Origin of the sequence: Weissella bombi (genome assembly GCF_900094835.1) — a bacterium.
GTDB classification, from domain to species: domain Bacteria; phylum Bacillota; class Bacilli; order Lactobacillales; family Lactobacillaceae; genus Weissella; species Weissella bombi.
Genome location: NZ_FMAO01000012.1, coordinates 43,566 through 57,636 on the forward strand (window position 1 = coordinate 43,566; position 14,071 = coordinate 57,636).

Here is a 14,071-nt window from a genome sequence, read left to right on the forward strand (position 1 = left end):
AATGTTTACCAAATGCATAAATTCGAAACCCTAAAACTATTTCATAACAAAAAAAGAGTGGGAGAAGACAATTTAAAAATTGTCTTCTCCCACTCTTAAAAAAATGAATTTTATTAACTTGAAATTAAAAATTTCATGTATCTTTTATACACTACGCAACACTGTCAGCTTCTTTTAACTTTCTAACCATTGCAAACCAAGCTGGAATTAAGAACAATAATGAACCTAACCATGCCAATGGGTTAGCTAAGCTGGCCCCAAAGAAACCAAACCATACAACCAATGAGAAGGCAGTGACTGAACGCATAACCATTTCACCCATACCAGCCAAGGTTGGCGTACGTACATCACCAAGTCCTTGCAATGTATAACGAAGAATGAATAACGTACTCAAAATAAAGTAGAACGGTCCATTAGCCCAGAAAAACTCTTGCGCCAAATCCATTACTTCGTGCTGACCAGCACCAACGAATAGACTAACCAAATCACGTCCAAAAATAACTTCAATTAAGCCTAAAACAACACTGACACTGATTGACATCGTCAATGACTTCTTAACACCGACTAGAATACGACTAAATTTACCCGCACCGTAATTCTGTGCTGTATACGTTGCCATCGCAACCCCAAAGGCCATTAACATTGACGTACTAATCTGATCAACCTTTGATGCAGCAGTATTTGCGGCTACCGCATTTGTTCCCAATGTGTTAACAGCTGCTGCCAATGTTACCGCACCAATTGCAATAATTGATTGTTGGAAGCCCATTGGAACACCTGACTTAAATTGTCGTTTCAAATCACCTTTTCGTAATTTAAAATCTGACCAGCTCAATCGTAAGGCATCGGTGAATCTTGAAATATGCCAGTAAGAAAATGCAATCGTTACAAATTGTGCGAAAACAGTAGCCGTTGCTGCGCCTTCAACACCCCAGTGGAATTTAACAATTAATAGCAATTCAACAGAAATATTAACAACCATTCCAATAATTAGGTAGTAAAGAGGCGCCTTACTATCACCAACAGCACGTAATGTATTCGCTATGACATTATAGCCCATTGTCATAACTGTACCCGCTAAAATAACGCTAATGAACAATTTAGATTGATCATAAATCGCAGCGGGTGTCTGCATAACATGCAATAGCATATCCAAAAATACTAAACTAACGACTGTCAAAATAGCTGACATAATTAATGCGGCAACAATACTAGCCGCATACGCTGCACGGACACCTCGATAATCTTGTGCCCCAAATCTTTGTGCCGTTGTTATTGCCATTCCTGATGAAAAACCTTGCACGAACCCCATAACCAAAAACTGAATACTTCCCGTTGCACCAACCGCTGCCAATGACTGAACACCTAGCGTTTGTCCAACAATCAACGTATCTGAAATGTTATATAGTTGTTGCACCATATTTCCAATCATCAATGGAATCGCAAACATTAAAATGACTTTCGTTGGGTTTCCTTTTGTTAAATCTTGCATTCGCCCCTCCTTAACTCCTAAAAATTTACATTAAATAACAGTATAGAATAATTTATAAACACTTGTCTATTAATAAACTTGACTAGTATTTATAATATTATATGTAAGCGCTTTATTTATTTAAAATTTCTATTTATACTAGTATGTGAATAATTAAATATTAGTAATTTTATACAAGACAGAAAGACATACACATTATGAGCTACGAATTATTAAAATTAAATCAACCAGTTCATTACTACAAAAGTGGTGAATTTATGTCCACTGATAATTGGCGTCATAGTAAAATTATTAATTATCCGGATTATGAATTAATTTTTTGTTTGCACGGTCCTTTATATTTAAAAATCGGTATGAAAGAAGTGGTGCTTAACAAAAATGATGTTTGTTTTGTTCCGCCGTCTATTCCAATAGTAGGTACAACATATACCTCAGAACCTGTAAACTTTTATTGGTTGCATTTTATATCAAATGCCCATCAAACAATAACCGACCATGATGCACAACTCATTATGGATAACACCAAGAAAAAAACTACCAACATTATTTTGCCACAAAAATTCAACGTATTAGAGGCTGATGACGCCTTATTACGTATTCATCAAATTCTATCTATTCATAACGATAATCAATTAATTGACGAACGCGATTTTTTAATTAGCGCACTCTTAATAAATTTAGAAACTAATTACCTTAAACAATTGGAAAAACAAGATGAACGGCCTGAATTCTATCGTATTGAGGCAATTAAAGAGTGGATTCGCTCCAACATTTCAAGTGAATTATCGGTTAGTCAAATAGCACAACAATTTAATCTTAATGTTGATTACATGTCCCGCACTTTTAAGAAAAATACAAGCATGACCATCTCTAGTTATATTAATAATATTAAGATTGATGTTGCGTCGTTACTACTAATCAGAACACCATTAACAGTTAAAGAAATTGCATATAATTCGTACTTTACAAATGAAAAAACATTTATCCGTTGCTTTAAACGAGTCACTGGTGTCACACCTTCAGAATTCAGAAAGAGTAATGCTTTAATTCATCACAACAATCCTGATATTGATCCAGCCATCCCTATTCCAAAAAGAATAGTACATTTTCTAAAATAATACTTATTTCAAATAAGATAAGGTCTCAAACTTACAAAGCATACAGTAAGTTTGAGACCTTTTAAATGAGTCTTAATCTAATAATTAATCCACGTCATCATTTGACCATCTGATCGATTAGCCCATGAATAATATGGCACCATTTTAAATACAACATCACTTTCTTGTTTTATTGTTAGTTCATGATACAAAGCTGATGTATCACTATCAACCTTTTCCTTTTTGGCTGCTAAATTAATCGTTACGACACCATTTAGCAATTCTGATTCGTACTGAACTTGTGCTTCTTGCTTAGTATCCACACGGTATAACCAAAGTGGTGCTGAATTATCTTCTTGTTCGGCAGCGTATACTAATGGACCGCGCATAATCGCCGTCTTATCATAATCTGCTCGTACCAAGTTATTACTTTGCATGAATTTAACGCTCATATCTAATGTTAATTCAATATGTGTATCACCTGTGATATCTAAGTACACAAACCCATTTTGTGGTGTTAATTCTTGCTGAACATCATTAACTACTAATGAATAATTAGACATCGACCATCCAGGAATACGAATACCAAATGATGTTGCTGTTTCAACACCTGTAATATCATATTGAATATTACCTTCCCATGGGAAATTATTTTGTTGTGTAATAACAATACCATTATCAAATTGCGTTTTATTCGCAATAAATTGATGGCTCAAAATTTGATTATCATTAACCGTATATAGGTACTTATCAACCGATGTAATTAATCTTGCAAGGTTGGCTGGACAACATGCACACCCAAACCAATCTGCACGATGCGTCAAAATATGACTTTTACCGGGATTACCTTGACTAGCTTCTGGATCGGCTTCAAGTGGATTTACATAATAGAAGTGTTTTCCATCTAATGCCATTCCACTAATTGAGCCGTTAAAGAGTTCTTTTTCAAGCACATCTGCATAAGAACCATTTGCTTCAATGTTCAACATCTGACGAGCAAAAAATGCCATTCCTACGGATGCGCACGTCTCACCATACATCGTATCATTAGGTAAATCATAATCATAAGTGAATGCTTCACCTGTAGTTGTTGATCCAATGTTTCCAGTAATATACATACGACGATTAACAATATCATTCCAGAAACGATGGCAAGCCTCTAACAAGTCTTGATCATGTGTATAACGTGCCACATATGCCATTCCAGTACATAGATAAACAACTCTTACTGCATGTCCATCCGCCGTCTGCTGATCTTTAATTGGTTCTGCACTTTGATAATATGTTCGTGGTAAGTCTCTCATACCATCAAGTAATTCGTTATCCCAACCATCTGCTTTATTTTGATTATCAAAGAAATCTGGATTTTGACCACGCTGATTTAGGAAGTAATGTGCCAATTCTAAATACTTATCTTCGTTAGTAGTTTCATAAAGCCTTACCAAGGCTAATTCTACTTCTGGATGACCATCATAACCGTGAATTTTACCATCTTCTAACCCAAAGTTTTCAATCATGCAATCGCCCATACGACGAGCAATTTCTAAGGCCTTTTCATTACCTGTTGCTTCATAATAACTAACACCTGCTTCAATATAATGACCCATTGAATACAATTCGTGTGATTGCTGTAGACGTTTAAACTTACGTTCAGGTGCATCAATTTGGAAAAATGTCGATAGATAACCATCATCATCCTGCGCGTCAGCAATCAAATCAATTAAGCGATCCGTAATTTGCTGTAAATCAGGGTTAGGATGATATTCAAAAGAATATGCCACCGCTTCTAACCACTTATAAACGTCAGTATCTTGGAATGGAAAACCATAATGGTGTCCATCCATTTGTCCTGCCGCAATTTTTAAATTGGCCACTGCATTACTCTTTTGATTTCGACCATCACCTTGTGGATTGATGGAAATATCAATATCCGCTTCGTCGTTCATAACATCCCATTGATAGGGCAAGACCTCTTTCACAACAAGTTCTCGATAACGTTTCCAAAATTCTGACGTGATTTCTACATTTTTTACTGATAACATTTTTAGTTCCCCTCTTTTTACAATTTTTATGACATCATTTCTGCATGACGCTTATCTAATTCGGCAAGAATATTTGGTTCATTTTTTTCATATTTCAAATAAAAACTCATTAAAATAGCCACAACCACATAAATTATTACCGGTAACCAGATAAAGCAAAAATTAATCGATGATAATGCTGTTGTATCCTGTGTTTTATTAGCTACAAAGCCTGCGGCAGCCATAATCTTTGACGGAATAAAACTACCAAACCCTGAACCTAATTGGATACAAAAAGCAGAACCAACCGCTGTTAGGAAACCAGATGCACGAATGCCAGTCTTCCATTCCCCAAAGTCAACCGTATCTGCCAACATTGCAAACGGCATTGCACAAGCAATTGAAGCCCCAAACGTTCCAATAATCCAGGCGGTAATAATCAAGGCTAAATTATCACCAACTATTGCCACCATTACTTGACCAATAGTTCCAATAGCTAATCCAATCATCATAGTTAATGTCTTGTTTGTATTTTTAACAATAAATGGTATACATACTGTTGCTAGTAACCCTAGAACTCCTACACCATTTAAGATTGATGCTAACTGCTCATTACCAAGATTGTATTTTGCATAATATACTGCTATACCATTTCTATCTGATTGTGCAATCCAATAAATCGCAAAAGATATTACCAAAATAAACCACGGCTTATTACCTACAGCGGCTTTTACACTATCTTTAAAAGGGATGGGTTTTGTTACAGCAACCGTTTTTTCCTTCAAATGCGTAAACGCATATAAAAACATGCCTACAGCAACTATACCGAATAAGGCAGTTGTCCACATAAAACCAACTTTGTCATTTCCCTTTCCAAAAAAGGCAATGAATGATAATGCAAAACTACTAGTAATAAAAGCCCCAATTTGACCACCACACATTCGCCAAGTATTAGCACTAATTCTTTCCTTCGGATTAGTCGTCAGACTAGGTAGTATCGCAGTTATTGGTGTTTGTACCCCCGTATAGATAACTCCAGCAGCCAAAATATATGTAACTGCAGCGTAAATCATTTTTGCATTACCGTGTAGATTTGGCGCAGTAAAAGCCAAAAACACCGATAGCGCAAATGGAATTGCTAGCCAAAGAAAATATGGTCGACTTTGTCCCCATCTTGTATGTGTATGATCAACAATTGATCCCCAAATTGGTGCACTAATCGCATCAACTATTCGAGCAATTAATAAAATTGTTCCTGATGCGGCAACAGAGATTTGAAAAACATCTGTATAGAAGTACAGAATATAAGTTGTAATTGTAACATAAAGTAAATTACCCGCCATATCAGTGAAGGTATAACCTAACTTTTCAGACGTAGACAATTTTTCATTAGCTTTAGATAATGTATCCATTATGTTCCCTCTCATTAAATTAATATCTTTTAAAGCATTATTTTAAAAAGAATTCTTTTAAGCTATCGATAACACTTTAAATTGTAACCGCTTTCAACGAATCAAAAAAGGGACATTATACTACCTAAAGTAACCAAAAACGACTCTTTATCCATAATAAAAAACATCAAATTTACCAAAATACAGATAAACTTGATGTTTTAAAATACCTATTAATTTTTACAAAACAATGTTCTTAGCATCCAATTGCTTTTGTACTTCTGGATGCGCCATAAATTCATCGTAAGTTGTTTCAGCGCGATCAATAACACCTTGATCAGAAACAACAATGATGTGATCAGCAATGGTTTGACCAAAAGTACGATCGTGTGATGTAAAGATGATACCACCTTGGAAGTTAATCAAGCCATCATTCAATGACGTAATTGATTCCAAATCCAAATGGTTAGTAGGGTCGTCTAAGATTAAGACATTAGCCTTCGTTAGCATCAACTTTGATAGCATAACACGAACCTTCTCACCTCCTGAAAGGACATCCAATGTCTTCTCAGCATCTTCACCCTTGAACAACATACGTCCTAACAAACCACGTAGGAATGTGTTATCACTTTCTTCCTTTGAAGCAAAGTCACGTAGGTAATCCAAAATAGGACGATCTGGATTAGGGAAGTTGGTTGACATATCCTTAGCTAGGTAATCTTGCGTTGTCGTAACACCCCAAGTAACCTTACCAGTATCAGGCTTTACCTTACCGGCAATAATATCCAAAATCATCGTCGCAGCAACGTCGTTTTCAGCCAAAATTAGTGCCTTTTCATTAGGGTTAACCGTAAATGAAATATTATCTAGAACTTTTACACCATCAACACTCTTTGAAACACCTTCAACACGTAGCATATCGTTACCCATCTCACGCAAGATTTCAAAGTTAATGTATGGATACTTACGTGATGATGGTTGAATATCATCCAACGTAATCTTCTCTAATTGCTTTTTACGTGACGTTGCTTGCTTTGACTTTGATGCATTTGCAGAGAAACGAGCAATAAAGTCTTGCAATTCTTTAATTTGCTCCTCTTTCTTAGCATTAGCCTGTGACTGCAAACGTTGTGCTAATTCAGAAGATTGCTTCCAGAAATCATAATTTCCAACGAATAGCTTGATCTTACCAAAATCAACATCCAAAATCATTGTTGAAACAGCGTTTAGGAAGTGACGGTCGTGGGAAACTACCAACACAGTGTTTTTGTAGTCAGCCAAGAAATCTTCCAACCAAGCAATTGTCTTCGTATCCAAACCATTAGTAGGCTCATCCAAAATCAAAATATCAGGTGTACCAAACAAAGCTTGTGCTAGCAAAACCTTAACTTTTGTAACTTCGGGTAAGTCTGACATCATCGTTTGGTGTTGTGATTCAGGAATACCGATACTTTGAAGTAATTGGCTAGCTTCAGTTTCAGCTGTCCAACCATCTAATTCTTCAAAACGTGCTGATAATTCACCAACACGAATACCATCTTCATCAGTAAATGGATCGTGTAAGTAAATTTCATCCATTTCATTTTTAACATCATAAAGTTCTTTATGACCTTGCATAACCGTATCTAATACAGTGTATTGATCAAAAGCAAAGTGATCTTGTACTAATGATGACATACGCTCATTAGGATCCATTGAAACAGTACCAGTCGTTGGTTGTAATTTACCTTCCAAAACCTTCAAGAAAGTTGACTTACCAGCACCGTTTGCCCCGATAATTCCGTAAGTATTACCTGGTGTGAATTTCAAATTCACATCGTCATACAATTTTTTACCAGTGAAAGCCACTGATACATTTGAAACTGTTAACATATTTGATCTCTTCTCCTACAAAATATTGCGTTATTTTAATCGTTTATTATCACTTACTTCAAGCAAGCATACCATTTATAACTTTATCAAATGCCCTATTCATACGCAAGCTTAACGCCTTAATAAAGCTATTTTTCCGTTATTTTTTTCTGCTTAAACTAATAAAGTAGATACCCGCTTCAATTAACGCAATGAAGAATGATACTGGCAGGTCTAACCAAAATGATAATCCAAGCGCTGACCAAACACCAAAAACTGCAAACGCAATTGATAGGCCAATAATTTGCCATACAGTCCGTCCCCAACGCATTGCCGAACTAGCAGGCAAAATCATCAAAATAAAAATTAACAATGAACCAACTACTTGTGCTGAAACGGCAACCGTTACAGCCATCAAACCTAAAAACAATATCTCAATTAATTGAATATTTTTTAAACTAAAACTAGCCGTCGTATAATCAAAGGCAAAATGGCGTAGTTGACGGAACATTAGCAAAGTAACCAAAATGACTAGAATTGCCAATACAACGACCTCAACCACATCCCCTTTATTAATACTAAAAATGGATCCAAACAAAATTCCGGTAGCTGCAGTTGCACTTTTATTTGAAAGAGATAAAAATGCAATTCCCAATCCAATCGCAACTGCACTAACTGCCGAAATCAACGACTCCGAACGTTGTTCTTTAATACCCAAACTACCAACACTCATTGATGCAACGACTGAGAATAACAACATTCCTATCAGAGGAGACCAACTCATAAATAAAGCAAACGAGGCACCTGCAAAGCCAATCTCACTCAATGTATGTGCCAAGAATGACATGCGGCGTGCTACAATAAATGGTCCAATCAGACCGCTCATAATTGCAATCAAAGTACCCGCTATCAACGCATGTTGCATAAAAGGAAAACTAAACAAGAACATGGCCTCCTTCCTTTAACTTGGTAACATCCAAATGATCAATCATATCGTACTCACTACCATTTGCAGTTAACAATAAGTATTCATCTGCGTATTTCTGCATAATATCAATATCATGACTAACCATGATTGTTGTTAATTGATATTTTTGCTGATAATTACGAACAACATCCATCAACGCATATTTAGCAACATTATCCAAATTTGCCGTTGCCTCATCTAAAATTAAAATATCCGGATTTGATACAAGTGCTTGCGCCAAATAAGCTCGTTGCCGTTCACCACCCGAAGCGTTATCAATTCGATTGTCTGCAATGTCTGTTAAATTCGTAATTGCAAGTACAGCCGCTAATCTTTGTTTTTCCGCTTTTGACAGCCATGGCCTTAACCCACGATCAAATGTCAAACCCACAAAATCACGTATTCGCAACGGGAAAGCCTGCATATCAGGCCGATATTGCGGTACATATGCAATTTTTCGATTAACGTTATCGTGCCATACAAACTCACCAGTTGTTAAGGGAATCTTACCTAACATGGCACGAATCATCGTTGTTTTACCAACACCGTTATCCCCAATCAAGGCTAAATTATGCCCTTGAATTAATTGGAAATTCACTTTTTGATAAAGCCAACGGTCATCAAATTTAATACCAATATCTTTACCATCTAAAATAATCATTTCTGTAATGCCTCATCTAATGCCTTTAGTTGATTAATCTGCCAATCAATATACGTTGTGTTGGCTGGCTTTGTCTCACGCGCCTTTACCACTGGTACATGATGCTTTTTCGCATAATCAACCCCTTGCGTGGCCAATTTACCTGTCGACTGCGGATTATCAATTACAACCGCAATCTTGCCTTGATCAATTAATTGATGCCACTCACGTACATCGGTTGGCGTTGGATCATCCCCTTCTTCAATCGCCTGGGCAAAATTAGTATCTTCCATCTGTGCACCCAATGCTAACAACGTATTATTAAAAACAGGTTCAGTTGCTAATAAACTTTTACCTTTTAGATGTTGCTTAACGCTGTGTTGCCAATCAATTAACTTATGAGCCTTATTTTGATAAGCTCTTGCATTTTTTTCAAAATAAGCTTTTTTGGCCGGCATCAATTCACCATATGTCTCAGCTAATTTTTGCGTTAAACGTGTTGTAACATCCGTTTTATACCAAAAATGTTCATTATTACCATCTTCACCGTCTTTATAATGATAAACACTCGCCAAATTAATGTGCTTTGCTGTGTCATTTTGTTTTGCAAAATTAACACTCCAATTATCAAAGCCACCACCATTAGATATAATCACATCTGCTTTATCAAATTGTTTTGCTGCACTAGCTGTTGGTTCATATTCATGCGGATCCATATTTGGCTTATCAATAATACTAACAACATGACCAGCATTTCCTAAAACCGCTTTAGCCATTTCACCATAACTATCTAAACTAGCGACCACTTCAAGTTGATTGCCACTAGCCTGCTGAGATGATTGCTCCTTACGTTGCCATGCTTGATAAAAAATAATACCTAACAACACGACAACAATCAAAATTGGTAGCCAAATAAAACTATGCTTTTTTGATGTCATTATTTTTCTCCAGTTAAACGCTCCGTTAATTGTGACAAAAAGTCACTGATAACCTGTTGATCTTCTAATGAAAATTCTGCCAAGAGACTTTCATACTCTGCTATTGTTTCACGATGCCGTTGCGTGTGTGCAGATGCCATCGCAATACCAAGTGTGGTCAAAGACCAGCGACTAACACGATGATCAGCTTCATCAGGTACAACGTTCACCATCGGTTCATCACGAATATACAAACTCTTCATTGCTTTCGTTACAGCCGCTCCCGATACATGCAATGCTCGAGATAATTCAGAGTTTGTTTGTGGGCCATTTTGTGCCAACAACATTAACAGATGCCCTTGCGTAGTCGTAATGTCTGTATCGTTTGCGCCGATTAAAACTTCACGTTGATTTTCAGAAGATAATTTTAAGTGATTCAAAAAATTATCAATTTGATTTGCATATGATTCAGTTGCCATAAGTTTAAATCTCCTTAACTGGTTAATTAACCAGTTAATAATAACACGTACTATTAGTTAGTGCAAGGCGATAAAAAAAGTTGGAACAATTTCTTTTGTCCCAACCTCTCTCTTTTATTTAACTGTACTTATTTATTAGTATCCTTGTAAACATCAGCCATTGACTTCGCAATTAGACCTGCATACTGTACTGAACCATTTTCATTAGGATGAACTTTATCATCACCTAACCAATCTTGATGATTTTTAACAAGTGCCGCCCAGTCAATAACATGCAAATTCTTGTATTGACTATCCTGCTTAGACAAGAAATCATTATTCTTGCCAACCCAATCACGATCAGCAAAACCATTAATCCAAAATACTTGGCGATCCTTACCAGCGATATCCATAACTTTCTTAAAGTCATTTTCACCGATTTCACCGTTTGTTCCAATAGAAATAATGATATTTGGCGATAACAATCCTTGGCTATTATATGAATCCAAGATATCTGGAATTGAATAAGCTTGGCGCCCCACAGTCGCATTGGCAACCGTATTAGGCATTAATTCTTGCAAATCAGGCGCCACATCAACCATAACTGAATCACCAACTGCTGTAACACGTTGATCACGTAGGGATGCAAATTGCTCAGCCGTCAAACCATACTTTGACATTAAATCACGATCTGCTTGTGAAAGTGAATTTGGATCAATCTTATGACTTTCAGCCTTTTTACTATCGTTCTGTTTAGCTTTTTTAGCTTGCTCTTCGACTTTTTTGTTAGCCTGGCTAATACGATCTTTATTAGTATCTAAACGCTTCTCTAACGTATTCTTAGGTTTAGCATGTGCTGTTTCCTTAGCTGAAACGGCATATCCAGTTCCCAACGTCAAAAGAACGGCAACCAAAGCGGTAATTTGAATACTACGTTGTGAAACGAAGGCAGTATACCAAGGCTTACTCTTCTTCATATGACGGAAAACATTTTCTACATAGCGATAACTTAATTCTGCAAGGATTAAAACAATAATAATCTTTATAATATCCATCCAGAATGCATCATGATGTTTTACTAAACGATCAAAAAATACAAAGACTGGTAATTGATATAAGTAAATACTATATGAGCGTTTACCTAAGTAATTAAAAACCTTATTATCCAATGCATGACTCAAAAATGATGCTGGATGAGCGGTAATGGCAATCAAACTTGTAATAATTGCCGTTGCAACAAACATCAAGCCCATATAAGTCATCCGCCATTCACCATTTAGCCCGAAGAACGTGATAATCGTTAGTGCGAGCGCAATGCCACCCAGCGTATTTAGATTTCGTTTCACACGTGGTGATAAAATATATTTCATCCGTCGTGAAGGCCAACCGAATGCTAAAGCTGCACCAAATAAGACAGCAAAAATACGTGTATCTGAACCATAATAAGCACGATTAATATTCATCGGATCATACATGATTGCCAATAAAATTGCCGAAATAGCAGCAAGTCCAATCATAGAAAAGCCGATTGATAAACGACGAATACGTAGTCCTAGTAATATCATCACAATGATTGGCCAAATCAAATAAAATTGACCTTCAATTGATAACGACCATAAATGTGTAAATGGTGACGAACCACCCCACGAATCAAAATATGAGTCACCATTTTTGGTTGCCCAAATGTTATAAACATATAACATATTGCTGCCAATAATTGCTCGCAAATTATAAAGTAAATCACGTGCAAACAAAGCAATATATGTTGCCGTACCAAACAACATTATTACAAGCGCTGGATACAAACGCTTAATACGACGTTTGTAAAAGCCTAGCACATCAATACGACCATTACGATCATATTCTTGTATTAATAAATCTGTAATCAAATACCCTGACAGAACGAAGAACAGTGGTACACCCATCCATCCCCCTGGCAACGCCTTTGGCCATAAATGAAATATAATTACCCCAATTACAGCAATTGCTCTAAGCCCATCAAATCCCGTAATATAACGTGGCTTACTTGTGACACCTTGGCTCATTTTTTCTCTTCCTAAATACTTCTAAAATTGTAAAAACTAAATCCCTCTAACTCGTTGTTTGCTCGTTTACAAATACCTACAACTCGTCATTTTCATCAAAACGCATCTTTGGTCGACTAGTTGGTTCATCGTGATCGCGCAAAGCAACATAAAATTCCGACATGGCTGCTTGATAGTATGGCACAACATACAAGGCAGCGATACCATATGTGATTGCTACTAAAATCCACCAGAGAATAAAGCTAATTTGTAACCAGAAAAGTTGCAACCGATAACCACGCATCATCTTCTCTGATTTCTTCAGATATGAAGTAAGCGAAGAAATTTCACGGCCAGCACGAACATCTTCCGCATACAGCAAAGTTGCCTGCGAATAAGAATATGTTTTCATAATACCCGGTATAATGAATAGGCACGTCCATAAGAACGTAAAAATAAAACGTAGACCAAGCAATACGACAACGTCAACAATGTTCTTTTTATTTATAAACTGTAAACCAGTTTTCACCGGATGCTCCGGTGCTTTTTTACGACGATGCCACTCAACAAACCCCCAGGTTACACCTAACGTAAAGATACCAACTACCACTTCAGTTAAAATACTGGTCGTCAAAGTCTCTACACCAATACTAAATAATGTTGAAAATAATTCACCTGTCGATTGGGTATCCTCAATATTAATATTTGCTGCCGGCTCAACATTGTCTCGTATTACTGATATCACTTGCCAAAGAACTAAAATGATTGATAATTTGAGTGCCGTCCCAAAATTTTCGCCACTAACAAATCTTTTGGCTTGTTTTTTTAAGTCATAATTAGTAAACATAAATCACCTTTCTTAAATTAATTTTTTAAATCTTAACATATCTCTGATTGTCATTATTGAAATACATTAAAAAATCGTTTCAATAGCGTATCTTTCAATTATACGATTAAAAGTCTATTTTTCCTAATAATGATGGCAAAATAAATAAAACAAAAAAAAGCCAACAAGCAAATTGCTCATTGACTCTTCGTTTAGCTGGGATAGCTGGATTCGAACCAGCGAATACACGGTACCAAAAACCGATGCCTTACCACTTGGCCATATCCCAATGATTAAATGGGGGCTATAGGATTCGAACCTATGAACCCGAAGGAATGGATTTACAGTCCACCGCGTTTGACCGGACTTCGCTAAACCCCCATATAT

General features: G+C 36.4%; 11 protein-coding genes and 2 tRNA genes. 1 reads left to right on the forward strand and 12 read right to left on the reverse strand.

What is annotated here, in order from left to right:
- Positions 1-151: 151 nt before the first annotated feature.
- On the reverse strand, positions 152-1,492 hold the full coding sequence (locus GA0061074_RS07530; protein WP_092463417.1) for an MATE family efflux transporter: 1,341 nt from the start codon (positions 1,490-1,492) through the stop codon (positions 152-154).
- A 197-nt stretch (positions 1,493-1,689) separates the two neighbouring features.
- Here GA0061074_RS07530 and GA0061074_RS07535 point away from each other — a divergent pair, with 197 nt between their 5' ends.
- Positions 1,690-2,610 carry an AraC family transcriptional regulator gene (locus tag GA0061074_RS07535; RefSeq protein WP_092463419.1) on the forward strand — a complete coding sequence of 307 codons (921 nt, stop codon included), beginning with the start codon at positions 1,690-1,692 and terminating at the stop codon, positions 2,608-2,610.
- Positions 2,611-2,687: 77 nt separating this feature from the next.
- On the opposite strand, the gene GA0061074_RS07540 is transcribed toward GA0061074_RS07535, so the two are convergent.
- From GA0061074_RS07540 to GA0061074_RS07590, 11 genes are all read right to left on the reverse strand, one after another.
- The gene (locus GA0061074_RS07540) at positions 2,688-4,631 is read right to left on the reverse strand and encodes a glycoside hydrolase family 127 protein (RefSeq protein WP_092463421.1); all 1,944 of its coding nucleotides are present in this window, start codon (positions 4,629-4,631) and stop codon (positions 2,688-2,690) included.
- 26 nt (positions 4,632-4,657) lie between these two features.
- A complete protein-coding gene (locus GA0061074_RS07545; protein WP_208855583.1) occupies positions 4,658-6,022 on the reverse strand; it encodes a glycoside-pentoside-hexuronide (GPH):cation symporter in 1,365 nt (454 codons plus the stop codon).
- 219 nt (positions 6,023-6,241) lie between these two features.
- On the reverse strand, positions 6,242-7,873 hold the full coding sequence (locus tag GA0061074_RS07550) for an ABC-F family ATP-binding cassette domain-containing protein (protein ID WP_092463425.1): 1,632 nt from the start codon (positions 7,871-7,873) through the stop codon (positions 6,242-6,244).
- A gap of 139 nt (positions 7,874-8,012) precedes the next feature.
- Complete coding sequence (locus tag GA0061074_RS07555; RefSeq protein WP_092463437.1) at positions 8,013-8,795, reverse strand: metal ABC transporter permease; 783 nt, start codon at positions 8,793-8,795, stop codon at positions 8,013-8,015.
- Positions 8,788-9,480, reverse strand: coding sequence for a metal ABC transporter ATP-binding protein (locus tag GA0061074_RS07560; protein ID WP_092463427.1), 693 nt, complete (start codon positions 9,478-9,480; stop codon positions 8,788-8,790). Before GA0061074_RS07560 ends, GA0061074_RS07555 begins: the two co-directional genes overlap by 8 nt.
- Positions 9,477-10,397: a metal ABC transporter solute-binding protein, Zn/Mn family gene (locus GA0061074_RS07565; protein ID WP_092463429.1), complete on the reverse strand. Its 921-nt coding sequence runs from the start codon at positions 10,395-10,397 to the stop codon at positions 9,477-9,479. Before GA0061074_RS07565 ends, GA0061074_RS07560 begins: the two co-directional genes overlap by 4 nt.
- Positions 10,397-10,855, reverse strand: a complete 459-nt coding sequence (locus tag GA0061074_RS07570) for a MarR family winged helix-turn-helix transcriptional regulator (protein WP_092463431.1) — start codon at positions 10,853-10,855, stop codon at positions 10,397-10,399. Before GA0061074_RS07570 ends, GA0061074_RS07565 begins: the two co-directional genes overlap by 1 nt.
- A 128-nt stretch (positions 10,856-10,983) precedes the next feature.
- A complete protein-coding gene (locus GA0061074_RS07575; RefSeq protein ID WP_092463433.1) occupies positions 10,984-12,879 on the reverse strand; it encodes an acyltransferase family protein in 1,896 nt (631 codons plus the stop codon).
- A gap of 76 nt (positions 12,880-12,955) precedes the next feature.
- Entirely contained in the window at positions 12,956-13,705 is a 750-nt protein-coding gene (locus tag GA0061074_RS07580; RefSeq protein ID WP_092463435.1) for a DUF975 family protein, read from the reverse strand.
- 195 nt (positions 13,706-13,900) lie between these two features.
- Positions 13,901-13,973 (reverse strand) — tRNA-Gln (locus GA0061074_RS07585).
- A 9-nt stretch (positions 13,974-13,982) separates the two neighbouring features.
- A tRNA-Tyr gene (locus GA0061074_RS07590) sits at positions 13,983-14,065 on the reverse strand.
- Between the last annotated feature and the right edge of the window lie 6 nt (positions 14,066-14,071).